This window comes from Arthrobacter sp. CJL-S3, from assembly GCF_056711635.1.
Genome location: NZ_CM160046.1, coordinates 2,158,365 through 2,183,999, shown reverse-complemented (window position 1 = coordinate 2,183,999; position 25,635 = coordinate 2,158,365). Strand labels below are relative to the sequence as shown.

Genomic DNA, 25,635 nt, shown 5'->3' with positions numbered 1-25,635 from the left:
CCTCCCCGCCCTAGGGTGAACCGGGTGACAACTACAGACGAGGCCACGCACACCAGCGGCCCCTCCCTGCCCCAGCGGCTCTGGCGGATGGTGACCGGCAACGTCCGCGCGGCGGTGCTGTGGCCGCGGCTGCAGCTGGCCCTGAAGGCAGGGCTGGCCGCGGGCATCGCCTTTGCGATCGCCCCGTTTATGCCCGGCTCCGCGGCAGACTACCCCTACTACGCTCCGCTGGGCGCCCTGGTGGCGATGTACGAGAACGTCGCCGGGTCCATGAAGCAGGGTGTGCAGACGCTTGCGGGGCTCGCCATCGGGGTTGGGCTCGCCTTTGTGCTGTTCATTCTCGGCAGCCCGACGCCGCTGACGGTCGGTGTGGTGATGGCTTTCGGCGTCGTCCTCGCCGGACTGCCGAAGATCGGCGCGGGCCGGGACTGGATCCCGACGGCGGCGCTCCTGGTCCTGCTGGTCGGCGGCCACAATCCGGACCAGTTCTCCTTCGGCTACCTCCTGCAGATGGGGGCCGGGGTCACGGTCGGCATCCTCGTGAACCTGCTCGTGTTCCCGCCGCTGCACTTCCGCGCCGCCGAGCTCAGCATCGCCGAACTGCGCCTCGCGCTCGCCCAGCAGCTCCGGGACATGGCCAAGGCGCTGAAGGAGAGCTGGCCGCCGGAGCACGAGGACTGGTCCAAGCGGTCCGGCGCCCTCGAGGCGTCCGCGCGTTCCGTCCGGCTGGCCGTCGAGAAGGCGGACGCCAGCCGGCGAGCCAATCCCCGGCGCCGGCTCCATCCGCGGGACATCGAGCTGGACTACAGCAACCTCCGGGACCTGGAACGGATCACCTTCCACGTCCAGGACGTGACGCAGGTGCTCTCCGACGTCATCTGGGCCAAAGACACACCCTTTGTGGTGCCGGATGAATACGCGGCGCCGCTCGCCGACGCCATGGCCGCCGTCGGCAACGTCCTGGAATCGGTCGAGAAGGAAAGCCCGGACCGGCAGTCGGAACTGAGCGAGGAAGCCGACGCCGCCGTCAGGGCGCTGACGGCACGCGTCGGCACCGAGGAAACGGCAACCGACGCCCCCAGCGCCGTCGAGTCGATCCTGATGAGCCTGCACCGGATGCTGCGCGTGGTGAAGAACTCCGCCGACCGGGCCTAGAGCGCGGCCACCGACCCGCTGAAGTGCTTACGTCCGGACCGTGAGTTCCAGGCGACATAGTCCGAACGCCGCCACGCCCCGTCGATGTCCTGGCCGGTGCTGATGTCCAGCGCCACGCGGGCTGGCAGGAACACCGGCGCCTCGAAGGCCACATCCCAGCTGAAGGCATCACCCTTGGCGGCCCCCACGGCCGCCAGGGCCCTGGACGCCAGGTACATGCCGTGCGCAATGGACCGGCGCAGGCCCAGCGCCTTGGCCGACAGCACGCTCAGGTGGATCGGGTTGAAGTCACCGGACACGGCCGCGTAGGCCCGCCCCGTGTCGACGCCCAGCTGCCACAGCGCGGTCGGATCCGGCGCCGAGAAATCCGCCACGGCCGAAGCGGCCGTCGGCTTGTCGATTCCGGGCAGGAACATGCCTTTCGCCAGGTAAGTGGAGACGCCGCGCCAGCTCACGGCGTCCTCTCCCGCCCGGCGCACCTCCGCGACGAGGTCCAGCTGGGTGCCGGCCCGGTGCCCGCGCAGGTTCTCCGCCCAGGCCTGCACGTCCAGCGCTTCGGTGAACCGGAGGGGCGCGGACTGCACCACTTTGTTGTCCAGGTGGATCATGCCCAGCAGCGGCAGCGGAAAGTCGTCCCGGTTCATCACGCTCATGGCCAGCGGGAACGTCAGCGCATGGATGAAGCCGGCCGGCAGCACATCGCTCGCGGTCTCGCCGATCAGGTGCTGGTACGCCGTGAGGTTTTCCACTGACGCCTTGACGCCGCGGACCTCGTGCCGTGCCGCCGGGAGCCCGTCGCCCGCCTGGGTGCCGAGCACCCGGCGGCGGGCGGCGGTGGCCGCCGCGTTGACGTAGAGCTTGGAAAGCGACGGCATCTCCCCCAGGATGACGGGCTGTGGAAGGGTCATGCCCCCACCAGGTTCTGCCCGCAGACGCGCAGTACCTCGCCGGAGATGCCCCCGGCGGCGTCGCTGGCCAGGAACGCGATGGCCTCGGCGACGTCGCCCGGCTGGCCGCCCTGCTGCAGGGAGTTCAGCCGGCGGGCGATCTCGCGGGTGGCGAAGGGGATTTTCGCCGTCATCTCCGTCTCGATGAAGCCCGGCGCGACGGCGTTGATGGAGCCGCCGTGCAAGCCGATCAGCGGAGCAGTGGCCCGGACCATGCCCATCACCCCGCCCTTGGACGCGGCATAGTTGGTCTGGCCGCGGTTGCCGGCGATGCCGCTGGTGGAGGCGACGGACACGATCCGCGGGGAGCTCCGGAAATGCTCCGAGGCCAGCAGGGCCTCGTTGATCCGCAGCTGCGCGGCGATGTTGACTGCGATCACCGAGTTCCAGCGGCCCCGGTCCATGTTGGCGAGCAGCTTGTCCCGGGTGATGCCGGCGTTGTGGATCACGATGTCCAGGCCCCCGTGACGTTCCACGGCGTGGTCGATGATCCGCTGCCCGGCGTCCTCACGGCTGATGTCCAGCTGCAGAGCCGTGCCGTGCACCTCGTTGGCCACGGCGGCGAGGTGGTCACCGGCAGCCGGGATGTCGACGACGACGAGCGTGGCACCGTCGCGGTAGAGGGTCCGCGCGATCGCGGCGCCGATTCCGCGCGCGGCCCCGGTCACGACGGCGACTTTCCCCGCCAGCGGCTTTTCGGCGTCGGCCGGCAGCTGCCCTTCGGCGGAGCCGACGGTGAGGAACTGCCCGTCAACGAACGCGGACCGGCCGGAGAGGAAGAAGCGGAGCGCGCCGAGGGTGCTGGGGCTGGTGGTGCCGGCACCGCCGGAGAGCAGGATGCCGTTGGCGGTGGCGCCGGCGCGGAGCTCCTTGGCCAGCGAGCGGAGGAGCCCGTCCACTCCCTGGCGGGCTGCCGCGGCGGCCGGGTCCGCAGCGGCTGGATTTGCAGCGTCCGGTTTTGCAGCGTCCGCTGCCGAGCGGGAAACGGTGATGACGCGGGCGTTGGCGGCCAGGTCCCGGAGGGACGTGGCCGCGGTGAGCACCGGCTTTTCCAGGTCCTCCGGACGGCCCAGTTCATCCAGTACGAGGATGATCGCGCCGAGCTTCTCCTTGGGCACCGCGTGGCGGCGCACATCGAGGTCCCAGGACAGGAGCGTCGAGGCCAGCGCGTCGGCGCCGCTGCCGCCTCCCTGGACCAGGACGGGCCCGCTCACGAGCGGCTGTCCCGGCTGGTGGCGGCGCAGCACCACCGGCTGGGGTAGCCCGAGTTTCCTGGCAATGTCCCTGCCCGGGCCGCGGCTCACGAATTGGGTGTATTTGTCGGTCATCGGATCCCCCTAGAGTGCTTCAAGAATAGCGACGACGCCCTGGCCGCCGGCGGCGCAGATGGAGATGAGGCCGCGGGCCGGGCGGCCGTCAACCTGGCCCTTTGCGTGCAGCATCTTGGCGAGCGAGGCGACGATCCGGCCGCCGGTGGCCGCGAAGGGGTGGCCGGCCGCGAGGGAGGACCCGTTGACGTTGAGCCTGGACCGGTCGATGCTGCCGAAGGCCCCGTCCAGACCCAGCCGCGTGCGGCCGAATTCCTCGTCCTCCCACGCGGCCAGGGTGCTGAGAACGGTCCCGGCGAAGGCCTCATGGATCTCGAAGAAGTCAATGTCGTCGAGGCTGAGCCCGTTGCGGGCCAGCAGCCGCGGCACGGCGAAGGCCGGGGCCATCAGCAGGCCGTCCTTGCCGTGAACGAAGTCGACCGCGGCCGCCTCCCCGTCGACGACGGTGGCGAGCTTGGGCAGATCATGGGCATCCGCCCAGTCTTCCGCCGCGAGCAGCACGGTGGAGGCGCCGTCGGTGAGCGGGGTGGAGTTGCCCGCCGTCATGGTGGCCGCGGAGCCGAGGTTCTTGCCGAAGACGGGCTTGAGGGTGGCGAGCTTCTCGAGGCTGGTGTCGGCCCGCAGGTTGGAGTCCCGGGTCAGGCCGCGGTAGGGGGTCAGCAGGTCATCGAAGAAGCCGGCGTCATACGCCGCGGCCAGGTTGCGGTGGCTGTTGAAAGCCAGTTCATCCTGGGCCTCCCGGGTGATCTTCCACTGCGCCGTGGTGAGTGCCTGGTGTTCCCCCATGGAAAGGCCGGTGCGCGGTTCGCCGGTGTTGGGGGCGTCCGGGGCGAGGTCCTTGGGCCGGAGGCGGCTCAGGACCTGCAGCCGCTGCGGCAGCGTCTTGGCCCGGTTCAGGTCAAGGAGCACTTCGCGCAGGCCCTCGCTCACGGCGATGGGCGCGTCCGAGGCGGAGTCGACGCCGCCGGCGATCGCCGAGTCGATCTGGCCGAGCTTGATCTTGTTGGCGAGGCCGAGGACCGTTTCCAGCCCGGTGGCGCAGGCCTGCTGCAGGTCGTAGGCGGGGGTCTCGGCGGACAGAGCGGAGCCCAGCACGGCTTCACGGGTCAGGTTGAAGTCACGGGAGTGCTTGAGCACCGCCCCGGCGGCAACCTCGCCGATCCGTTCGTCCTGCAGTCCGAACCGGGCGATGAGCCCGTCCAGGGCCGCGGTGAGCATGTCCTGGTTGGAGGACTTGGTATAGGCGCCCCCGGTCCGGGCGAAGGGAATGCGGTTGCCACCGACGATGACCGCCCTGCGCAGCCGCGGCGCTGTCCGCCCGGTCGGTTCTGCGGCGCCTGCGGCGGGGCTTCCCGCGGACGGGGAGGCGGCTGCTGTGACGGCCCCGGGCGTCGCCGGGCTGGTTGATTCCTTTGGTCCGGGTGCGGACTGTCCGTTGACGGACATGGGCTGTCTCCTTTGATCAAAGCGGTTACCGATACCCAGCGTACCTGATACGCTGGGTATCGTGAACATCCCCCAGACTGACCTTCCCGGCGGCGGCGCGGCCGGCTCCGGCCCTGCCGCGGCCGGCAGTGTGGACGGCCGCGCCTCGCGCTGGCAGTCACACCGTGAAGAGCGCCGCCGGGAGCTGATCAAATCAGCCCGCAAGGCCGTGCACCGGCTGGGCAGTGATGCGTCCATGGAAGACATTGCGGCGGCGGCTGGCACTTCCAAATCCGTGTTCTACCGCTATTTCGGGGACAAGGCCGGGCTCCAGCAGGCCGTCGGCGAAGTCGTGCTGAGCCAGATGCAGCGCCGCATCCAGGAGGCCGCCCAGAGCGCCCAGACACCCCGCGAGGGGCTGCTGGCGATGGTCTCCGCGTACCTGCAGATGGCGGAAACCAGCCCCAATGTGTACACCTTCGTCACGCGCTACAGCCCCGGCGACGCCACAAGCGGCACCATCGCCACCGCGGGCGCCCTCGGCCATTTCTTCGCGGCGATCAGCGACATGATCGCCCGGCCGATGCGCAGCCACCTTGGCGACTCGGCCGGGCGCGAGGCCGTGATCGGCTACTGGCCGAACGCGGCCATCGGCCTTGTCCGGAACGCCGGCGAACAGTGGCTGGCCAGTCCGGCGTCCCCCGACAAACCCGACCAGGCGGCCATGGCACGCCAGATCACCGACTGGCTGTGCCTCGGCATCGCGCCCGAACTGCGCACGGCACCGCCGGCCTCAGCACCCACATCAGCACCGACTTCAGCACCGACCTTGTCAGAACCAACGAAGGAATCGACATGACCGAACTAGCCGACCGCCCCGCAGGCTCCCCTCCGTCCGCCCCTCATAGGATGCCGGGCATCCCCCCGCCCGGCGGCCGCGCCCGGCGCGACGGCTGCCGCGGCTCCCGCCGTCGACGTCGCCGCGCTGGGCGAGCTGCTACTGGGCAAGTGGGCCGACACCCGCCGCACTGCACGGGAACTGGCGGGCCAGCCGGAACTGCACAAGACCGAGGGGTTGACCCACACCGAACACCGCCGCCGCACCTTCGGCCAGCTCAAGATCCTGGTGGACAATGGCGCCGTGCACCGCGCCTTCCCCGCGTCCGTCGGAGGGGCCGACGAACACGGCGGCAACGTGGCTGGGTTCCAGGAGCTCGTCATCGCCGACCCCTCGCTGCAGATCAAGGCGGGCGTCCAGTGGGGGCTGTTCGGCTCCGCCGTGAACCACCTCGGCACCGAACAGCACCACCAGAAGTGGCTGCCCGGCATCATGAACCTGGACATTCCCGGCTGTTTTGCCATGACGGAGACCGGGCACGGCTCGGACGTCGCCAGCATCGCCACGACCGCCACCTACGACCCGGCGACCGAGGAATTCGTGGTGCACACGCCGTTCCGGGCCGCGTGGAAGGACTACATCGGCAACGCCGCCGTGGACGGCGTCGCCGCCGTCGTCTTCGCCCAGCTGGTGACGCAGGGCGTGAACCACGGCGTCCACGCCTTCTACATGGACCTCCGCGACCCCGACACGAAGGAATTCCTGCCGGGCATCGGCGGCGAGGACGACGGCGTCAAGGGCGGACTGAACGGCATCGATAACGGCCGGCTGCACTTCACACAGGTCAGGATCCCGCGCACCAACCTGCTCAACCGCTACGGCAACGTCGACGCCGACGGCAGCTACAGCTCCCCCATCGCCAGCCCGGGCCGCCGCTTCTTCACCATGCTCGGCACCCTGGTCCAGGGCCGTGTCTCGCTCGACGGGGCCGCCGTCACCGCGTCGAAGCTCGCCCTGAAGACGGCCATCCAGTACGCCACGGAACGCCGCCAGTTCAACGCCTCCTCGCAGACCGACGAGGAGGTGCTGCTGGACTACCAGCGGCACCAGCGCCGGCTGTTCACCCGCCTCGCCACCACCTACGCCGCCGGTTTCGCCAGTGAACAGCTGCTGCAGAAGTTCGACGACGTCTTCTCCGGCCGGGCCGACACGGACGCGGACCGCCAGGATCTGGAAACCCTCGCGGCGGCGCTCAAGCCGCTCAGCACCTGGCACGCGCTCGACACGCTGCAGGAATGCCGCGAAGCCTGCGGCGGCGCCGGCTTCCTGATTGAGAACCGCTTCGCCTCGCTGCGCGCCGACCTGGACGTGTACGCCACCTTCGAGGGTGACAACACGGTCCTGCTGCAGCTGGTCGCCAAGCGGCTGCTGGCCGATTACGCCAAGGAATTCCGCACGGTGAACTTCGGCGTGCTGGCCCGCTACGTCGTCGGCCAGGCCACCGGCGCCGCCATCCACCGGACCGGCCTGCGCGGCGTCGCCCAGTTCATGGCCGACACAGGCTCGGTGCAGAAGGCCGCCATCGCGATCAAGGACGAGGCCAGCCAGCGCGCGCTGCTGACCGACCGGGTGCAGACCATGGTCGCCGAGGTCGGCTCGGCCCTCAAGGGCGCCAACAAGCTGCCGCAGCAGCAGGGCGCGGCGCTGTTCAACAGCCACCAGGACGAACTCATCGAGGCAGCCCAGGCGCACGCCGAGCTGCTGCAGTGGGAGGCCTTCACCGAGGCGCTGGGCACCGTCACGGACCCGGGGACCCGGAAGGTCCTGACCTGGCTGCGCGACCTCTTCGGGCTGTCCCTGATCGAGGACAACCTGTCCTGGTACCTGATGAACGGCCGGCTCTCCATGCAGCGCGCCCGGACCGTGGGCGACTACATCAACCGCCTGCTCGTGAAGATCCGCCCGCACGCCCTGGACCTGGTCGACGCCTTCGGGTTCGGCCCCGAACACCTCCGCGCCGAGATCGCCACGGGCGCCGAGAAGCTCCGCCAGGACGAGGCCCGGGAGTACTTCCGCACCCAGCGCGCCAGCGGCGATGCCCCGGTGGACGAGAAGATCCTGCTGGCCCGCAAGAGCCACGGGACCCGGGCCACCGGCGCCTGACCCGGTAATTCGACGACCGCGCAGACGACAACGGCGCCGCCCCTGAGCCGGGGCGGCGCCGTCGTTGTCTGTTCCGTCGTCTGTTCCTCGGGTGCCGGGGTCAGGAACCCTTGGGGAGCACCGAGCGGTAGACCTCAAGGGTGGTTTCGGTGATGGATTCCCAGGAGAAGTGCTCCTCGGCACGGCGCCGGCCGGCCTGTCCCATGGCCCGGGCCCGGGCGGGATCGGACACCACGTCGATGAGCGCCTCGGCGAAGTCGGTGACGAATTTCTCCGGGTCCAGGGGGATGCCCGTGCCGTCCGTGACCTGCTCGATCGGAACCAGCAGTCCGGTCTCGCCGTGCTGGACCACTTCGGGGATCCCGCCGGTGGCGCTGGCCACCACGGCGGCGCCGCAGGCCATCGCCTCGAGGTTCACGATGCCCAGCGGTTCGTAGATGGACGGGCACGCGAACGCGGTCGCGTGGCTCAGCACCTGGACGACCTCGTTGCGGGGAAGCATCCGCTCGATCAGGATGACGCCGCTGCGCTGGCTCTGCAGCTCCTCGATCAGGCGTGCCGTTTCGGCCGCCAGTTCGGGGGTGTCCGCGGCACCCAGGCACAGCACCAGCTGGACGTCGGCCGGGAGCTTGGCGGCGGCCCGCAACAGGTACGGAACGCCCTTCTGCCTGGTGTTCCGGCCCACGAACACGACGCTGGGCCGCTCCGGATCAATGCCGAGCCCGCGGATGATGTCATCACCCTCGTCCCGGTTCCACTGGCTCACATCGATGCCGTTGTGCACCACCTTGACCTTGGCGGGATCAACGTCCGGGTAGCTGCGCAGGATGTCCTGCCGCATGCCCTCCGACACGGCGATGATCGCAGCCGCCGCCTCGTAGGCGGTCTTTTCCACCCAGGACGACACCGCATACCCGCCGCCCAGCTGCTCGGCCTTCCACGGGCGCAGCGGCTCCAGGCTGTGGGCGCTGAGGACATGCGGGATGCCGTGGAGCAGCGACGCGATGTGCCCGGCCATGTTGGCGTACCAGGTGTGGGAATGGACCAGGTCCGCGCCGGCGATGTCCGGAACGATCCTCAGGTCCACCCCCAGGGTCTGGATGGCGGCATTGACGGACCCCAGGTCCTCGGGTACGGCGTAGGACGTCACCGTCGCGCCGTGATACCCGGGTTCACGGGGCGCGCCGAAGGCGCGCACCTGCAGATCCACGTGCTGGGCGAGCACCCTGCTGAGCTCGGCCACGTGGACCCCGGCGCCGCCATAGATTTCGGGCGGGAATTCTTTGGTCACAATGTCTATACGCACAAACCCCAAGGTAGTCGTTACGGTGGAACTGATCTAGTGTGAAGACGTTCGGGCGTGCCGGACTGTTTTGGGGAAGTACAAAGGCGTTCAGGAGCGATCACCATGCCGAATAAAAAAGTTCTGGCCATTGTCCTCGCAGGTGGCGAGGGAAACCGGCTCATGCCATTGACGGCGGACCGGGCTAAACCCGGCGTCCCGTTTGCCGGAAGTTACCGGCTCATTGACTTTGCATTATCGAACCTGGTCAATTCCCGCTATCTGCAGATCGTCGTCCTGACGCAGTACAAGTCACACAGCCTTGACCGCCATATTTCCGAAACCTGGCGGATGTCCACGCAGCTGGGCAATTACATCGCGTCGGTCCCCGCGCAGCAGCGCGTAGGCAAGAGCTGGTTCCTCGGCAGCGCCAACGCCATCTACCAGTCCCTGAACCTCATCCATGACGCCAACCCCGACATCGTCGTCGTTGTCGGCGCAGACCACGTCTACCGCATGGACTTCGCCCAGATGGTGGACCAGCACGTCGCTAGCGGCGCCAAGGCCACCGTCGCGGCCGTCCGCCAGCCGCTGCACATGGCCGACCAGTTCGGTGTGATCGAAGTGGACCAGGACAACCCGGAGAGGATCGCCGCCTTCGTCGAGAAGCCGTCCTCCACCCCGGGCCTGGCCGCCGACCCCACCCAGTTCCTCGCGTCCATGGGCAATTACGTCTTCGACGCCGACGCCCTCGTCGAGGCCCTGCATGTCGACGCCGAGCGCCTGGATACCAAGCACGACATGGGCGGGGACATCATTCCCTACTTCGTGGACAAGGGCGAGGCCGGGGTCTACGACTTCACCCTGAACCAGATCCCCGGCTCCACCGAACGCGACCGCACCTACTGGCGCGACGTCGGCACCATCGACTCGTTCTATGACGCGCACATGGACCTCATCTCGCCCGTGCCGGTCTTCAACCTCTACAACTCGGAATGGCCGATCTACACGCGGCAGAGCATCTCCCCGCCGGCCAAGTTCGTCCGCGGCCAGAAGAACACGGTCGGCACGGCCCTGGATTCGATCGTTGCCAGCGGCACCGTGATCTCCGGCGGCATCGTGGAAGGCTCCGTGCTGTCCAACGACGTCTACGTCGGCACCTCCAGCCGGGTGCTCGACTCGGTGCTGATGGACAAGGTCAACATCGGTGAAGGCGCCGTCGTCAAGCGGGCCATCATCGATAAGAACGTCCAGGTCCCGGCGGGCGCCGCCATCGGTCTCGACCCCGAACTGGACCGGGCCCGCGGCTTCAAGGTCACCGACTCGGGCATCACCGTGCTGTCCAAGGGTCAGCTCGTCCCGGAGCCCGGTGAGGACGAACGCGCCCTGTCGGCCGCCAACCTGATCCTGGTGCCCGACGCGGTCAAGGCCGCCACCGAGCACTGGCCCGCCCTGCGGGAATCCGTGGACAAGGTGGCAGAAGTCCAAGCGGCCGCCGTCGGCGTCACGGCTCCGCGGTCAAGCAACGCCCCCTGAGCCTGAACAGCTGCAGCGGGAGTCCGGACCCGGCGTCGGGCCGGGCTCCCCGCAGGCTGTAAAATTGGGGCAATGAGCTCCCCCGATCTGCCCTCCGATCTGACTCCCGAGGAAATCCAGGCCTGCCTGAAGGTCCTGAACAGCATCCACGTCTACGACGAGGAGCACCCGGACTACGTTTCGGTCCGCCGTGCCACCGGCAAAATGTTCAAGGCCGTCAAGCGCCACCGCCGGGTCAGCAAGCGGGACCTGATCGCCGAGGCCGACCGCGCCGTGATCGCCCAGACGGCGACGGCGGCCCCGGACCGGATCGACGACGAAACCCGCGGCAACAAGCTCGCGCCCTCTACAACGGGGAGCATTGCCGGGCACCTGATCAGGTCCAGGCCCTGCTATATCTGCAAGCAGCACTTCACCCAGGTGGACGCCTTCTACCACCAGCTGTGCCCGGAATGCGCCGCATTCAGCCACAGCAAACGCGACGCCCGGACGGACCTGAGCGGACGCCGCGCCCTCCTGACCGGCGGCCGGGCCAAGATCGGCATGTACATCGCGCTACGGCTGCTCCGCGACGGCGCCCACACCACCATCACCACCCGCTTCCCGAAGGACGCCGCGCGGCGCTTCGCCGCGATGGACGACAGCGGCGAGTGGCTGCACCGGCTGCGGATCGTCGGCATTGACCTGCGCGATCCCTCGCAGGTGATGGCGCTGACCGACTCCCTCGATGCCGCCGGACCGCTCGACATCATCATCAACAACGCCGCCCAGACCGTGCGCCGCTCCGGGAACGCGTACAAGCCCCTGGTCGACGCCGAGGACGAGCCCCTGCCGGCGGCCCTGCAGGCGGCCAACGGCGGCCCGGAACTGGTGACCTTCGGCCACGCCCACGACAAGCACCCGCTGGCCCTGGCGAGCAGCGTGCTGGAGCATCCGGTGCTCGCCGGGGACGCGATCACCTCGCTGGCTCTGTCCACCGGTTCCGCGTCGCTGGAACGCATCGCCGCGGGCACCGCCATCGACGCCGGCGGGCTGGTTCCCGACCAGGCCAGCATCAACAGCTGGACCCAGGTAGTCGACGAGGTGGATCCGCTCGAAATGCTCGAAGTCCAGCTGTGCAACGTCACCGCGCCGTTCCTGCTGGTCAGCCGGCTCCGCGGGGCGATGAAGCGCTCCACCGCGCGGCGGAAGTACATCGTGAACGTCAGCGCCATGGAAGGCCAGTTCTCCCGCGCCTACAAGGGTCCCGGCCACCCGCACACGAACATGGCCAAAGCGGCGCTGAACATGATGACCCGGACCAGCGCCCAGGAGATGCTGGAAGAGGACGGCATCCTGATGACCGCCGTGGACACCGGCTGGATCACGGATGAGCGCCCGCACTACACGAAGGTCCGTCTGATGGAGGAGGGCTTCCACGCCCCGCTGGATCTCGTCGACGGGGCCGCTCGGGTGTACGACCCGATCGTCATGGGCGAGTCCGGCGAGGACCAGTTCGGGGTCTTCCTGAAGGACTACAAGCCGAGCCCCTGGTAGGCGCCGGCCCTATCAGAGCCGGCCTGCCCGGGCTACAGGCCTAATGGCCCTAATGGGTGCCCGGCACAGTACGTAACGTGGGTCCACATGAACACAGAGACGACGCCTGCGCCCGATTTCGGAATGTCCATCGACCAATGCTGGGTGCTGCTGGACACCGAGGTGGTGGGGCGGATCGCCCTGATCGTGGACGAGCATCCGGAGATCTTCCCGGTGAACTTCGCGCTCGAGCGCCGCTCGATCGTGTTCCGCACCGCCGGCGGCACCAAACTGTGGGCGGCGATGACGGCCAAACCCATCGCCTTCGAAATCGACGGCTATGACTCCCACGAGCAGGAGGCCTGGAGCGTCGTGGCCCGCGGTGAGGCCGCACTGATCGAAAACCAGCAGGAGAAGGACGCCGTCGACGCCCTGCTGCTGGAACCTTGGCAGCCGGGCGACAAGGATTATTACGTCCGGCTCTCCCCGAAGGCCCTGACCGGGCGCCGGTTCAAGGTCAACCGCCCGGATCTGTGGACCACGCGGCTCTCCGATCCCCGCCGGGCCTCGTTCGAATAAGGCGCCGTTCGTTCGGAGGCCGTTAGCTGGGGGCCGGCCGGACCTACTTGGCGGCCTTCACTTCCGGGGAATGGACGACCAGGACGGGGCAATGGGCGTGGGCCACCAGGGCAGAGCTCACGGATCCGATCAGCATTCCGCCGAAGCCTCCGTGCCCGCGGCGTCCCACCACAACCAGGTCCGCGTCCTTGCTGGCCTCGATCAGGGTGTGCCGCGGGTGTCCCTGGACGAGGCGGCTCTCGACGTTGGCCGGGGTGTCCGCCCCGAACGCCTTCTCCACCGTTTCCTGCAGGATTTCCCCGGCGCGGACATCGAAGTCATCGATTCCCATCGCGACGTAACCGTCGTACACCGGAGGGACGTCCCAGCTGGCCAGAGCCACCAGCGTCGCCGAGAGCGGCACGGCGAGGCCTTGGGCCTGGCGGAGGGCCTCCACCGACGCATCGGACCCATCAACCCCCACCACAATGGTCCGGATGTCCCTGGCTTCGGTCATGGCAGATCCCTTCGTCATGCGGCTGTCGCGTCCAGCCTATAGTGCCGTGCGGGCCGCAGGAGCAGCTAGGGCCGAAAGTCATCCGGAGGAGCCCGCCGGCCCGCCCCGGCGGGACCAATGACCCTTGCCGGGGCCCGCTACCCGGAGAAGAATTACAGTCGCCGGGACGGAACACGCTCCCGGAGTGGACAATGTAACAAGGGACAACGTAACAACGGGACCAGCTCCAATGTCGGCAGCGACGGCGGCGCCTGGGTCAGCGACAATGGATTTAGCAGGCACAACCTGCAGGCGCCATTTGCGAAAATCAGGCTGGGGAGCACCTCACCATTCATGGCAGCGCAAGCCGCCGGACAGGAGAATCATGATTGCCTGGGCAGACGCAGGTCTCACTGCACCCGACGGGGCGCCGGCCGTCATCCGGGTTTTCATCCTGGATGACCACGAGCTCGTCAGGCGCGGACTGCAGGAGCTCCTCGAGGGTGAGGGCTTCCTGGTGGTCGGAAGTTCGGGTTCCGCCGTCGAGGCGACCCGCCGTATTCCCGCCCTGCATCCGGACGTGAGCGTTCTGGATGCCCGGCTGCCGGACGGTACCGGGATTGAGGTCTGCCGGGACGTGCGCTCGGTTGACCCGTCGCTGAACTGCATCATCCTGACCAGCTTCGATGACGAGCAGGCGCTGCGCGGCGCCGTGCTGGCGGGCGCAAGCGGCTATGTGCTCAAGGAAATCGGCGGCACCGACCTGATCGGGGCACTGCGCCGGGCGGCCGCCGGCGAGTCGCTCTTCGCGGAAGGCGTCGCTGCGGGCATCGTGGACAGCCTTGTCGAGGCCGAAGAGGTGGACCCCAGGACGTCCTCGCTCACGCCGCAGGAGCGCCGGGTCCTGGAACTGGTGGGCGGCGGGCTCACAAACCGCCAGATCGCTGCGGAAATGTTCCTCGCGGAGAAGACGGTCAAGAACTACGTTTCGTCCCTGCTGGCCAAGCTGGGCTTCGAACGCCGGACCCAGGCCGCGGTTTTCATCGCCGGCCCCTCAGCACCGGTACCGTCCGGAAGCCATGCCGAAACCAGCCGCCCGCACAGTGTCCGCTAGCCGCAGCGTCCGCTGGCTGAGATCGTGAAGTGCCCGCTGACGCCGTGAAGTCCGCGCCCGGCTGACGCCGTGCAGCCCGCGGTGAAGCCCGCGCCGCCCCAGGCTAGAGCGGCACCGACCACTCAAGGCTCGTGCCGGCGTCCGGGGCGCTGGTGATGGTGCATTCGCCGTCGAGCATCCGGGCGCGGTCCTCGAGGTTGGCGAGTCCCCGGCGTTTTTCGGGTTCGGCGAAGCCGGCGCCGTTGTCCGTGATGACCACTGTCACGCGGCCCTTGACCACACCCACCGACACGGAAATGGTGTCCGCGCCGGAATGCCTGATGGCGTTACTGAGCCCCTCCGAGACCACCGCCACGACATTGTCCGCCTTGTCCGGCGTGACGGCGTCCACCGGGCCGGTGATGATCAGGCGCGGCGTGAAAGGCATGGACTTCGCCGAGCTGCGCGTGACCCGCCGGATCCGTCCGCTGAGCAGCTCCGTTTCCCCGCTGCTGCTCTTGAGCGAGTAAATGGTGTCCCGCAGGCTCCGGATCGCCTCGTCGAGCTCGTTGGTGATGTTCCGGATCCGCTCGGTGGCCAGTTCGTCCTTGGTAAAACGGGTGAGGCTCTGGACGCTGAGGCCGGCCGCGAACAGCCGCTGGATCACCAGGTCGTGCAGGTCGCGGGCGATCCGGTCCCGGTCGGTGAAGACCAGCAGCTCCTCGCGGAGCCGGTGAACGCGGGCGAGTTCCAGGGCTAGTGCGACGTGGGAACCGAAGACGGCCCCCATCTCGATGTCCGTGCGGGCGTAGTGCAGCGCGTTCGGGTCCCGGATCAGCAGCAGGAGCCCGTGGTGCGCGCCCTGGGTGCTCAGGGCCACCGCCAGCAGCGGGCCGGTGATCCCGCCGTCGATCTCGCCGAAGAGAGCGGAGGCGTTGTCCAGGACCACGGGCTCGCCGCCGTCCAGGACACTTTCCAGCAACGGCGAATCGAGCCTCAGCGTACGGCCGGAGAACTGCGGGCTGCGGATGCCGGCGGCGCCTGCGACGATATGGCCGCTGCCGTCCGTGGCGGGCGCGACGAGGAGGGCCAGTTGCGACCCCGATTCCTGCAGGGCCCGGCTGGCAATGGGATCCAGCCCGCCGGAGGTGTAGTCCCGGTCGCTGCTGAGCATCAGCCCGGAGACGTCCATGCAGGCTTCCAGCCAGCGGGCCCGGCGCCGGGCGTCGTCGTAGAGCCGCGCATTCTCAATGGCAACGCCCGCGGCGGCCGCCAGGGCGACGGCCAGGCCCTCGTCCTCGGCCGTGAAGTCGCTGCCGTCTTCTTTTTCCGTCAGATAGAGGTTCCCGAAGACCACGTCCCGGACCCGCACGGGGACGCCGAGGAAGGACTTCATGGGCGGATGGTTCGCCGGGAAACCGTAGGATTCCGGGTGGGTGTGCAGGTCATGGAGCCGAAGGGGGCGGGGATCGGAAATCAGGAGGCCCAGGACGCCGTGGCCGGTGGGCAGCGGCCCGATCCGGTGGGCCATCTCCTGGTCGATGCCCACCGTGATGAAGTGGCTGAGCGCCTGGTCGTCGCCGATGACGCCCAAGGCGCCATACCGGGCATGAAGCAGGCGGCAGGCGGACTGCACCACGCGTTCCAGCACAGCATCGAGGCTGAGGTCCTCGGCAACGGCGACAACTGCCTCCAGCAGCCCGGCCATCCGTTCCTGGGACTGGAGCAGTTCCTCGGCCCTGGAAACGAAGCCCCGGAGGACACCATCGATCATGGGTTGTGGCTCAGTGGCGGTCTGGTCTGGGCGTTCCCCCATTGAATGCATGCTCATGGCCCCAATTCGATACAACGAACACAACGATCGTCCGCGCTGACGATGTTGATGCCAGAATACCCTGAAGCGGGGGCAAAGGCCCTAGACGTCGGACGATATTGCTTTGGATTGTGACCTTATCCCCTACCCCGCCGCCGCGTGGCTGGCGTAGGCTCGCCGGCATGAGTACTGATCCGAAGCCGGGAAAAAACCAGCAGGCACACGAAGTTGAAAACCTTGACCATCACGAATGCTGGCGTTTGTTACGCGGCGTCAGCGTGGGCAGGCTCGCTGTCTGGGTGGACGACCATCCTGACATTTTCCCGATCAATTACAAGGTGGACCACGGCACCCTGGTGTTCCGCACGGCGGACGGCACCAAGCTCCAGGCCGCCACGAGCGACACTCCGGTCGCGGTGGAGGCCGACGGCGTCGACGCCGACAGCGGCATCGCCTGGAGTGTGGTGATCAAGGGACAGGCCGCGCCGGTGCAGAACCAGCAGGAGGTCCTGGACACCGTGGGGCTGCTGCTGTTCCCGTGGCAGGCCGGCAAGAAGGAGCACTTCGTCAGGATCACCCCGGAAACGGTGACGGGACGCCGGTTCAAGGTGGTCCCGCCGCTGACCTGGTGGACCCCGCTGGACGACGCCACCCGCTCCGGACTCGAATAAGCCCCGCTTAACCCTCGATGCGCTATCACACCCTGCTGTTCTGGGGCCCCAGAACAGCGGGAAGTGATAGCGCATCGGGGAATCAGGCCAGGCGGGTGATCTCCACGCTCACGCTGAGTGCGGAGCCGCCGCCGCCGGACAGGATTCCCTTGAGCGGGGGCACATCGCGGTAGTCACGGCCCCTCGCCACGGTCACGTGGAAGTCCCCGGCCGGTTTATGGTTGGTTGGGTCCCAGCTGCGCCATTCGCCGTCCCACCATTCCAGCCAGGCGTGGGACTGCCCGGCGACCGTCTCGCCGAGTTCCGCCGTCGAGCGCGGGTGCAGGTAGCCGGACACGTAGCGCGCCGGGATGCCCCGGCTGCGCAGCGCGCCGATGGCCAGGTGCGCCAGGTCCTGGCAGACGCCCTGGCGCTGGTTCCAGGCCTCCTCGGCGTTCGTGGTGACGCCGGTGGAGCCCTTCATGTAGGTCATTTCGCCGCGCATCCAGTCGAAGACCGCCAGGGCGGCCTCGTGCGGGTTGCGGCCCTCGACGACGCCGGGGATGATCCCGAGCACTTCGGTGCCCGGCCCGGTGAGCTGCGACTGCGGGATCCAGTCGCTGAACTTGTTGAGTGTCTCCGGGGCGTCCAGGACATCCCAGCCGACGATGTCCGCCTCCGCCGGGATCCTTTCCGAGCGGTGCACCTCGACGGTGGTGGTGGACAGGACCTCGAGGTGCTCGTGCGGCATCTGCATGTCAAAGGCAGTGACGCGGGTGCCCCAGTAGTCGCGGTAGCTGCTCAGCGCGGCCTGGGACGGCGAGACCTTCAGGGAGGATTCCAGCACCACCTGCTGGGGATCCGTCAGCGGCGTCATGCGGGCCTCGTTGTACGAGAGCGTGACGCGCTTGTTGTACTTGTACGCCGTCTTGTGGATGATGCTCAGCCGGGTCATGAAACTTCTCCCACCCAGGCCAGTTCGTCTGCCTGATTGAAGTACTTACGGGAAATGGCGTCCGAGGCCTGCGAGACGGCCTTCTGCACGCGCTCCATGTGCTCCGGCAGTTCCGACATGAGGTCATCGGTGCGGTGGAACTCCAGGAAGGTGCGGGCCTGGCCCACGATCCGGCGGGCGTCGTTGATGAAGCCGACCCGCTGGGCGGAGGGGTCCAGCATGGCGAGGCACTCGTCGGCGTCGCGCAGCGCATACACGATGGACCGCGGGAACAACCGGTCCAGCAGCAGAAACTCGGCGGCGTGCTGGTCGCCGAAGGCCGCGCGGCGGGTCCGCAGGAACGACTCGTAGGCGCCGGCGCAACGGAGCATGTTCACCCACGACATACCCGCGGAGAGGACATCCCGGGTGGAGAGCATCCGCGCGGTCATGTCGGCGCGTTCCAGCGAGCGGCCCAGGACGAGGAACTGCCAGCTCTCGTCGTGGCTGACCGTGGTGTCCGCGAGGCCGCTGACCATGGCCGTGCGTTCCAGCACCCAGTTGCAGAAGCGGTAGGTGCCGACGACGTCCTTGCGGTGCTGGTTGAGCCCGTAGTACGTGGTGTTCAGGCTCTCCCAGAGCCCGGACGACACGGTTTCCCGGGCGCGCCGGGCGTTCTCCCGCGCCGCGCCGAGGGAACCGGCAATGGACGTGGCGCTCTGCTTGTCGTACGCCAGCGCATTCAGCAGTTCGGGGAGGCCGAAATCCTCGCTCTGCGCCCGGGCGCCCATGACGGCGAGGAGTTCCTGCGCCACGCTGCGCTGTTCCTCCATCGGCAGGTGGTTGAGCCGCTCAAGGTGGACGTCGAGGATCCGGGCGGTGCCGTCAGCCCGTTCCACGTAGCGGCCGATCCAAAACAATGACTCGGCGATACGGCTAAGCATTCGCGGTTACCTCCAGCGCATCGGAAATCTGAAAAGAATGGGTCGGCGGAACAATGATCGACGCGGTGCGGGTCACTGCTGCTGCTCCTTCTGGCTGTCGCGCCAGTTGCTCTCGACGGGCCAGACCGAGACCCGTTCGCGGACCGTGATGGCCGGGCGCGGCAGGGCCTCCACCGGAACCTCCGGGGAATCCGCGAGCACCCAGGTGTCCTTGGAGCCGCCGCCCTGGCTGGAGTTGACGATCAGGGAGCCTTCCTTGAGCGCCACGCGGGTCAGGCCGCCGGGCAGGACCCAGACGTCGTCGCCGTCGTTGACTGCGAAGGGGCGCAGGTCCACGTGCCGCGGGCCGAACCTGTCGCCGCTGAGCGTGGGAACCGTGGACAGCTGGAGCACCGGCTGCGCGATCCAGCCGCGGGGGTCCGCGATGACGCGCTTGCGAAGGGCCTCAAGCTCGTCCTTGGTCGCGTCCGGGCCGATCACCAGGCCCTTGCCGCCGGAGCCGTCCACGGGCTTGACCACCAGTTCGTCCAGGCGGTCCAGGACCTCTTCCCGGGCCGCTTTTTCTTCGAGCCGGAAGGTGTCCACGTTGGCGATCACGGGTTCTTCGTTGAGGTAGTAGCGGATCAGGTCCGGGACGTAGCTGTAGACGAGCTTGTCGTCGGCGACGCCGTTGCCGACGGCGTTCGCGATGGTCACGCCGCCGGCGCGGGCCGCGTTGACCAGGCCCGGGCAGCCGAGCATGGAATCGGCGCGGAACTGCAGCGGATCCAGGAATTCGTCGTCGATGCGTTTGTAGATCACGTCCACGCGCTGTTCACCGGCGGTGGTGCGCATGTAGACGCGGTTGCCGCGGCAGATGAGGTCGCGCCCCTCGACGAGTTCCACACCCATCAGGCCGGCGAGCAGGGTGTGCTCGAAGTAGGCGCTGTTGAAGACGCCGGGGGTCAGGACCACCACGGTGGGGTCGTCGACGCCGGTCGGTGCGGTCTTGCGCAGGGCGGACAGCAGCCGGCGGGGATACTCTTCGACCGGCCGGATGAGCTGCTGGCCGAAGGCCTCGGGCAGGCCCTTGGCCATCGCGCGGCGGTTCTCCAGGACGTAGCTGACGCCGGAGGGGACCCGGACGTTGTCCTCCAGGACCCGGAACGTCCCGGCGGCGTCGCGGACCACGTCGATGCCGGAGATATGGACGCGGACCCCGCCGGCGGGCTCGAAGCCGTGCACCTGGCGGTGGAAGTGGGCGCTCGTCGTGACGAGCTGGCGCGGGATGACGCCGTCGGCCACCACGGTCATCTTGTCGTAGACGTCGTTGAGGAACGCCTCCAGGGCCCGGACGCGCTGCGCCACACCCTTCTCCAGCACGGTCCACTCGTCGGCCGGGATGACCCGGGGCACGATGTCGAGCGGGAAGGGCCGCTCCTCCCCCGCGAAGTCGAACGTGACACCGCGGTCCAGGAAGGTCCGGGCCATGGAATCGGCGCGGGCGGTGACATCGGCCAGCGAGAGTTCACGCAGGGCTTCGGCGACCTGCCCGTAGGACTGCCGGGGCTGTTGCTCGGGGGTAAACATCTCGTCGTAGGCACCGGAGCGTTCGGCGGCCACTGAGTAATCCTGGAATAGGTCAGACATGTCACTAGACAATCACCTTTTTGTTGCGAAATCATTTCGGCGCGCACCCGGCGGCGGCCGCCGTGGCGGTGACGGCTTTTCCCCGCGGTTGCGTCAAGGTAGACAGGTGCCACCGTTTACGCTCACACCGCTGCTCCGGGCCGACCCGTTGCCGCGCCTGCTGCCCGGGCTGCTCTCCGCGGCCGCCGCCGTCGTGCTTGCCCTCGCCGTCCACAGCATGGTTCCGGTGCTCCCGGCCATGACGCTGGCCGTGGCGTTCGGGCTCCTCGCCGCGAATGTCCCGGGGCTGTCCGGCTGGACCGCGGGCCGGGGCCGGCCGGGCCTGGACTTCGCCGGCAAGCACCTGATGCGCGCCGGGATCGTGGTCCTGGGCCTGAAGGTCAGCCTCGTTGATGTGCTCGGACTTGGCGGGGCCGCGCTGCTGCTGATCACGGGTGTGGTCCTGGCCGCCTTCGCCGGAACCTACGGCATCAGCCGGCTGTTCCGGCTGCCGCCGCCGGTAGCGCTGCTGATCGCCACCGGCTTTTCCATCTGCGGGGCCTCCGCGATCGGGGCGATGGCCGCGGCGCGCCGGATCCGACAGCACGACACCGTGCTCCCGGTGGCCCTCGTGACCCTGTGCGGCACCCTCGCCATCGGGGTGCTGCCGCTGCTGATCCGGCCGCTGGGCCTCAGCCCCGCGGTCTTCGGCGCCTGGGCCGGGGCGTCCGTGCACGACGTGGGCCAGGTGGTGGCCACCGCGCAGACCGCCGGGGCGTCGGCGCTGGCCGTCGCCGTCGTCGTCAAGCTCACCCGGGTGATCCTGCTGGCGCCCATGGTCGCCGCCGCCGGGCTGCACCACCGCAGCAGCGCCGACGCCGGCGACGGGCTGAAGCGGCCGCCGATCGTCCCGTTGTTCGTGCTCGGCTTCGTCGCCCTGGCAGCCCTGCGCACCACGGGCTGGCTCTCCCCCGGCGTCCTCGACGCCGCCGCGGTCCTGCAGGACGTGCTGCTCGGGATGGCCCTCTTCGGCCTCGGCTCGGCGGTGCGCGTGGGCGAGTTGCTGCACACCGGAGCGCGGGCCCTGCTGGCCGCCCTGGCGTCCTGGCTGCTGATCGCCGGGCTGGGGCTGGGCGCCGCGTTCCTCATGATTAGATAGCGGGGTGTCGAACCAGAACCTGCGCCGCGATGAAGCCGCAACCCGCTCAGCCCTGATCACCACCCACAGCTACGACGTCTCCCTGGACGTCCGGCAGGCCGCGGATCCGGACATCGCCGGCTACCCGAGCCGCAGCGTGATCACCTTCTCCGCGGGCGAACCCGGCGCCTCGACCTTCCTGGACTTCATCAGCGGCGGGGTGCACAAGGTCGTCCTGAACGGCAAGGAACTCGCGGTCGCCGACGTCGTGGACGGCTCCCGGATCCGGCTCGACCACCTGCAGGCGGACAACCAGGTCACCGTCACGGGCACCGCGCTGTACAGCACCTCCGGCGAGGGCATGCACCGCTTCTTCGACCCGGCCGACGGCCAGTGCTACCTCTACACGCAGTACGAGCCCGCCGACGCCCGCCGGGTTTTCGCCAACTTCGAACAACCCGACCTCAAGGCGGAATTCACCTTCCACGTCATGGCGCCCTCGGCCTGGCAGGTGGCCTCGAACGGCATCGAAACGCAGCGCACGCCCCTGACCGGAGACCCGGACACGAGCCGCTGGGACTTCGCCCCGACGAAGGCGATGTCCACGTACATCACCACGGTGCTGGCCGGCCCGTACTTCAAGGCCGAGGACTCCTGGAGCAGGGAGCTCGACGACGGCACCCGGCTGGACGTGCCGCTGGCCCTCTACTGCCGCGCCTCGATGGCGCCGTCCTTCGACCCCGAGGCCCTCTTTACCCTCACCAGGAACGGCCTGGACTTCTTCAACGAGCTCTTCGACTTCCCGTACCCGTGGGGGAAGTACGACCAGGCCTTCGTGCCCGAGTACAATCTCGGCGCCATGGAAAACCCCGGGCTGGTGACCTTCACGGAAAGCTACGTCTTCACCTCCCGGGCCGCCGATTCGCAGTACCAGGCCCGCGCCAACACCCTCCTGCACGAGATGGCGCACATGTGGTTCGGCGACCTCGTCACGATGCAGTGGTGGGACGATCTGTGGCTCAAGGAGTCCTTCGCGGACTACATGGGAACCCTCGGCGTGGACCGCACGACGGACTGGGCCACGGCCTGGGTGAACTTCGCCAACAACCGCAAGGCCTGGGCCTACGTCCAGGACCAGCTGCCGACCACCCACCCGATCGTCGCCGACATCCCCGACCTCGAGGCTGCGAAGCAGAACTTCGACGGCATCACCTACGCCAAGGGGGCCTCGGTCCTCAAGCAGCTGGTCGCCTATGTGGGATTCGAGGCGTTCGTGGCCGGCTCGCGCCAGTACTTCAAGGACCACGCCTACGGCAACACCACCCTCGCGGAACTGCTGGCCGCGCTCAGCGCCGCCTCCGGCCGGGACCTCGCGGACTGGGCCCGCCAGTGGCTGCAGACCTCCGGCATCTCCACCCTCACCAGCGAGATCGAGGAGCACGACGGCGTCCTCGGCACCATCACGATCATCCAGGACGCCGCGGACCCGACGACGGGCCGGCAGGAGCCGCGGCCGCACCGGCTGCGGATCGGCCTGTACGGGACGGACGACGCTGGCGCCCTGGTTCGCACCGACAGTGTCGAGACCGACGTCACCGGGGCCCGGACCGAGGTGACGGCCCTGTCCGGGAAACCGCGGCCGGCCCTGCTGCTGGTCAACGACGAGGACCTCAGCTATGCCAAGGTCCGGCTGGACCCGCACTCCGAAGCCACCGTCCGGGCGTCCCTGGGCGCGCTCGGTGATCCGATGGCCCGGGCCCTGTGCTGGACCGCCCTCTGGGACTCGGCCCGTGACGCCGTCACGCCGTCGTCCCTGTACGTGGACGCCGTCAAGCGCTTCGGGCCCGCGGAAGCCGGCATCGGCGTGCTGCTCACTGTCCTGGGCAACGCGGCCACGGCGATCGAACGCTACGTCCCCGCGGCGGAGCGGGCCGACGTCCGTCACGGTTTCCTGTCCCTCGCCGCGGACGAGCTCCGGCGGGCCGCGCCCGGTTCCGACCACCAGCTGGCGTGGGCGCGCACGGTCGCCGCCGCCAGCCGCTATGACCGCAGCCGGCTGGACCTGGTCCGCGGCGTCCTGGCCGGCAGCACGGTCATTGAGGGCCTGGCCGTGGATGCGGAGCTGCGCTGGAACTTCTGGCACGCCCTGGCAGCCAACGGTGAGGCCACCGAGGCGCAGCTCGACGGGGAGCTGGCCCGCGACAACACCGCCGCCGGAAGATCCGGACACGCCACCGCCCTCGCGGCCCGCCCCGAGCCTGCCGTCAAGGAGGCGGGCTGGACGGAAGCGGTGCACGGCACCGCGCTCTCCAACCAGCTGCTCAGCGCGACCATTGCGGGTTTCAACACCGGCCCGGCAGCGCTGCTGCACGGCTTCATTGACCGGTACTTCGACTGCCTGGAGGACGTCTGGGCCGGGCGCAGCATCGAAATCGCCAGCCGGATTGTCCGCGGGCTCTACCCGGCCGGGCAGGACCTGGACGGCGGCACTCCGGACACGCACCCGGTCACCGTCCGGACGGACAACTGGCTGGCCGCCCACCCGGACGCCCCCCGGGCGCTGCGCCGCATCATCATCGAACAGCGCAGCCACCTGCACCGGGCCCTCACGGCGCAGACCCTGGCCACGAACCCCCCATCGGCTGCTCCGTAACCGCCCTTTTGGGGGTCCTAAACGGCCGTTACGGAGCAATCGACGGGGTGGCGGGGGCTTAGGGGACGCGGTGCAGCCACTCGGGCGTGCCGAACTTGGCGTCGACCCGGTGCTGCGCGGCGGCGAGCTCGGCGGCGGTGAGCTCCGAGGGGGTCGCGGCGTAGCGCTCGGCGAAGACCTCGATCATGGCCGCGACGATCTCGGTGCGGGCCAGGCCGGTCTGGCGCCGGAGCGGGTCCACCCGCTTCTTCGCGCTCCGGGTGCCCTTGTCGGAGAGCTTCTCCTTGCCGATCCGCAGGACCTCGACCATCTTGTCCGCGTCGATGTCGTAGCTCATGGTGACATGGTGCAGCATGCCGCCGTTCGCGAGCCGCTTCTGCGCGGCGCCGCCGATCTTGCCGTGTTCGGTGGCGATGTCATTGAGCGGGACGTAGAAGGCGCCGATCCCCATCTTCTCAAGGGCCGCCATCACCCACGCGTCCAGGAAGCCGTACGAGTCGGCGAAGCTGATGCCGTCCACCAGGGTCTGCGGCAGGTACAGCGAGTAGGTGATGCAGTTGCCCGCCTCCATGAACATCGCTCCCCCGCCGCTGATCCGGCGGACCACGCTGATGCCGTGGCGTTCGACGCCGGCCGGGTCCAGTTCGTTGCGGACGGACTGGAAGCTGCCGATCACCACGGACGGTTCCTCCCAGTCCCAGAACCGCAGTGTCGGGTTGCGGCGCCCGGCTCCGACTTCTTCGGCCAGGACCTCGTCCAGTGCGACGTTGACGTGGGTGGGCAGCACGGACGGCGCAATGATGTTCCAGTGGTGGTCCGCCCAGCCGGTGGCTTTCGCGAGGGCGCGGCGGACGGTGACGGCCACGGCGTCGGCGGAAAAGCCGAACAGCACGGCCCCGGCCGGCAGGGCAGCTTCGACCGCGGCGGAGATGTCCGCCGCCCCGGCATCCGCCGGGAGGCCGGTGAGCGCCCGGTTGATCTCCAGCAGCGCCTCATCCGGCTCCAGGAAGAAGTCCCCGCTGAGCGAGACGTTGGTGAGGACGCCGTCGGCGACGTCGAAATCGGCCACGACGAGTTTGCCGCCGGGAACCTTGTACTCCCCGTGGCGGTGGGCCCCGCCGTCAGTGTTGCTGGAACCACTGGAACCGGGAACCGGGTGTTGGGTTGTCATGGCGTTAATCCTGCCACGCGCACCGGTGCCGGACGCAAAAAGCCCGCACCGTCACCGGTGCGGGCTTTTCCAAAAGACCTTGGGGAGAAGTAGTTACTTCTTGCCGCCGAAGCCCTTGAAGCGAGCGTTGAAGCGCTCGACGCGGCCTGCAGAGTCCATGATGCGCTGCTTGCCCGTGTAGAACGGGTGGGACTCGGAGGAGATTTCGACGTCGATAACCGGGTAGGTGTTTCCGTCTTCCCACTCGATGGTCTTCTTGGAAGACACGGTGGACTTGGTCAGGAACTTGACGCCGGAAGCCAGGTCGTTGAAAACAACAGCTTCGTACTTCGGGTGAGTATTAGTCTTCATAATTGGACCTTCGTTCGCACAACTGGATTTTGCCAGC

At 68.7% G+C, this 25,635-nt stretch carries 21 protein-coding genes; 10 read left to right on the top strand and 11 right to left on the bottom strand.

Annotated elements, in window-relative coordinates; all coding sequences use genetic code 11:
* Positions 1-24: 24 nt before the first annotated feature.
* The gene (locus AC06G6_RS09870) at positions 25-1,155 is read left to right on the top strand and encodes an FUSC family protein (RefSeq protein WP_479828497.1); all 1,131 of its coding nucleotides are present in this window, start codon (positions 25-27) and stop codon (positions 1,153-1,155) included.
* Here the strand turns inward: AC06G6_RS09870 and AC06G6_RS09865 are convergent.
* Genes AC06G6_RS09865 through AC06G6_RS09855 form a run of 3 tightly spaced genes read right to left on the bottom strand, consistent with a single transcriptional unit; the run spans position 1,152 to position 4,876 of the window.
* Positions 1,152-2,063 carry a MaoC family dehydratase gene (locus AC06G6_RS09865; RefSeq protein WP_479828496.1) on the bottom strand — a complete coding sequence of 304 codons (912 nt, stop codon included), beginning with the start codon at positions 2,061-2,063 and terminating at the stop codon, positions 1,152-1,154. The two genes, AC06G6_RS09870 and AC06G6_RS09865, sit on opposite strands and share 4 nt — an antisense overlap.
* Positions 2,060-3,430: a 3-oxoacyl-ACP reductase gene (locus tag AC06G6_RS09860; protein ID WP_479828495.1), complete on the bottom strand. Its 1,371-nt coding sequence runs from the start codon at positions 3,428-3,430 to the stop codon at positions 2,060-2,062. Before AC06G6_RS09860 ends, AC06G6_RS09865 begins: the two co-directional genes overlap by 4 nt.
* Positions 3,431-3,439: 9 nt before the next feature.
* Positions 3,440-4,876 (bottom strand): acetyl-CoA C-acetyltransferase, encoded by a 1,437-nt coding sequence (locus tag AC06G6_RS09855; protein WP_479828494.1) that lies wholly within the window; start codon positions 4,874-4,876, stop codon positions 3,440-3,442.
* A gap of 61 nt (positions 4,877-4,937) precedes the next feature.
* Here AC06G6_RS09855 and AC06G6_RS09850 point away from each other — a divergent pair, with 61 nt between their 5' ends.
* Together AC06G6_RS09850 and AC06G6_RS09845 are read left to right on the top strand one after the other, a co-directional pair.
* Positions 4,938-5,714, top strand: a complete 777-nt coding sequence (locus tag AC06G6_RS09850; RefSeq protein WP_479828493.1) for a TetR family transcriptional regulator — start codon at positions 4,938-4,940, stop codon at positions 5,712-5,714.
* A gap of 45 nt (positions 5,715-5,759) precedes the next feature.
* Entirely contained in the window at positions 5,760-7,856 is a 2,097-nt protein-coding gene (locus AC06G6_RS09845; RefSeq protein ID WP_479828621.1) for an acyl-CoA dehydrogenase family protein, read from the top strand.
* Positions 7,857-7,956: 100 nt separating this feature from the next.
* Here the strand turns inward: AC06G6_RS09845 and glgA are convergent, their stop codons facing one another.
* Positions 7,957-9,162: a glycogen synthase gene (gene glgA, locus AC06G6_RS09840; RefSeq protein WP_479828492.1), complete on the bottom strand. Its 1,206-nt coding sequence runs from the start codon at positions 9,160-9,162 to the stop codon at positions 7,957-7,959.
* 96 nt (positions 9,163-9,258) lie between these two features.
* Here glgA and glgC point away from each other — a divergent pair, with 96 nt between their 5' ends.
* From glgC to AC06G6_RS09825, 3 genes are all read left to right on the top strand, one after another.
* Complete coding sequence (gene glgC, locus AC06G6_RS09835) at positions 9,259-10,674, top strand: glucose-1-phosphate adenylyltransferase (RefSeq protein ID WP_479828619.1); 1,416 nt, start codon at positions 9,259-9,261, stop codon at positions 10,672-10,674.
* A gap of 72 nt (positions 10,675-10,746) precedes the next feature.
* A complete protein-coding gene (locus tag AC06G6_RS09830; protein WP_479828491.1) occupies positions 10,747-12,210 on the top strand; it encodes an SDR family NAD(P)-dependent oxidoreductase in 1,464 nt (487 codons plus the stop codon).
* 87 nt (positions 12,211-12,297) lie between these two features.
* On the top strand, positions 12,298-12,768 hold the full coding sequence (locus AC06G6_RS09825) for a pyridoxamine 5'-phosphate oxidase family protein (RefSeq protein ID WP_479828490.1): 471 nt from the start codon (positions 12,298-12,300) through the stop codon (positions 12,766-12,768).
* A 43-nt stretch (positions 12,769-12,811) separates the two neighbouring features.
* On the opposite strand, the gene AC06G6_RS09820 is transcribed toward AC06G6_RS09825, so the two are convergent.
* Positions 12,812-13,264 carry a universal stress protein gene (locus AC06G6_RS09820; protein WP_479828489.1) on the bottom strand — a complete coding sequence of 151 codons (453 nt, stop codon included), beginning with the start codon at positions 13,262-13,264 and terminating at the stop codon, positions 12,812-12,814.
* A gap of 364 nt (positions 13,265-13,628) precedes the next feature.
* Between AC06G6_RS09820 and AC06G6_RS09815 the strand changes: the two genes are divergently transcribed.
* Positions 13,629-14,357 carry a response regulator gene (locus AC06G6_RS09815; protein WP_479828488.1) on the top strand — a complete coding sequence of 243 codons (729 nt, stop codon included), beginning with the start codon at positions 13,629-13,631 and terminating at the stop codon, positions 14,355-14,357.
* Between the two features lie 103 nt (positions 14,358-14,460).
* Here the strand turns inward: AC06G6_RS09815 and AC06G6_RS09810 are convergent, their stop codons facing one another.
* The gene (locus AC06G6_RS09810; RefSeq protein WP_479828617.1) at positions 14,461-16,152 is read right to left on the bottom strand and encodes a GAF domain-containing sensor histidine kinase; all 1,692 of its coding nucleotides are present in this window, start codon (positions 16,150-16,152) and stop codon (positions 14,461-14,463) included.
* Between the two features lie 179 nt (positions 16,153-16,331).
* Between AC06G6_RS09810 and AC06G6_RS09805 the strand changes: the two genes are divergently transcribed.
* The gene (locus tag AC06G6_RS09805; protein ID WP_479828487.1) at positions 16,332-16,820 is read left to right on the top strand and encodes a pyridoxamine 5'-phosphate oxidase family protein; all 489 of its coding nucleotides are present in this window, start codon (positions 16,332-16,334) and stop codon (positions 16,818-16,820) included.
* 82 nt (positions 16,821-16,902) lie between these two features.
* Here AC06G6_RS09805 and AC06G6_RS09800 read toward each other — a convergent pair whose 3' ends face one another.
* From AC06G6_RS09800 to AC06G6_RS09790, 3 genes are all read right to left on the bottom strand, one after another.
* Complete coding sequence (locus tag AC06G6_RS09800) at positions 16,903-17,754, bottom strand: transglutaminase family protein (protein ID WP_479828486.1); 852 nt, start codon at positions 17,752-17,754, stop codon at positions 16,903-16,905.
* Positions 17,751-18,677, bottom strand: coding sequence for an alpha-E domain-containing protein (locus tag AC06G6_RS09795; protein WP_226762129.1), 927 nt, complete (start codon positions 18,675-18,677; stop codon positions 17,751-17,753). Before AC06G6_RS09795 ends, AC06G6_RS09800 begins: the two co-directional genes overlap by 4 nt.
* A gap of 72 nt (positions 18,678-18,749) precedes the next feature.
* The gene (locus tag AC06G6_RS09790) at positions 18,750-20,306 is read right to left on the bottom strand and encodes a circularly permuted type 2 ATP-grasp protein (RefSeq protein WP_307464945.1); all 1,557 of its coding nucleotides are present in this window, start codon (positions 20,304-20,306) and stop codon (positions 18,750-18,752) included.
* 106 nt (positions 20,307-20,412) lie between these two features.
* Here AC06G6_RS09790 and AC06G6_RS09785 point away from each other — a divergent pair, with 106 nt between their 5' ends.
* Positions 20,413-21,444: a YeiH family protein gene (locus AC06G6_RS09785; protein WP_479828485.1), complete on the top strand. Its 1,032-nt coding sequence runs from the start codon at positions 20,413-20,415 to the stop codon at positions 21,442-21,444.
* A gap of 4 nt (positions 21,445-21,448) precedes the next feature.
* Positions 21,449-24,076, top strand: coding sequence for an aminopeptidase N (gene pepN, locus AC06G6_RS09780; RefSeq protein WP_479828484.1), 2,628 nt, complete (start codon positions 21,449-21,451; stop codon positions 24,074-24,076).
* A 58-nt stretch (positions 24,077-24,134) separates the two neighbouring features.
* On the opposite strand, the gene lplAB is transcribed toward pepN, so the two are convergent.
* Together lplAB and AC06G6_RS09770 are read right to left on the bottom strand one after the other, a co-directional pair.
* Entirely contained in the window at positions 24,135-25,247 is a 1,113-nt protein-coding gene (lplAB, locus tag AC06G6_RS09775) for a lipoate-protein ligase LplAB (RefSeq protein WP_479828483.1), read from the bottom strand.
* 93 nt (positions 25,248-25,340) lie between these two features.
* Complete coding sequence (locus AC06G6_RS09770) at positions 25,341-25,598, bottom strand: type B 50S ribosomal protein L31 (protein ID WP_282379259.1); 258 nt, start codon at positions 25,596-25,598, stop codon at positions 25,341-25,343.
* Positions 25,599-25,635: the final 37 nt, after the last annotated feature.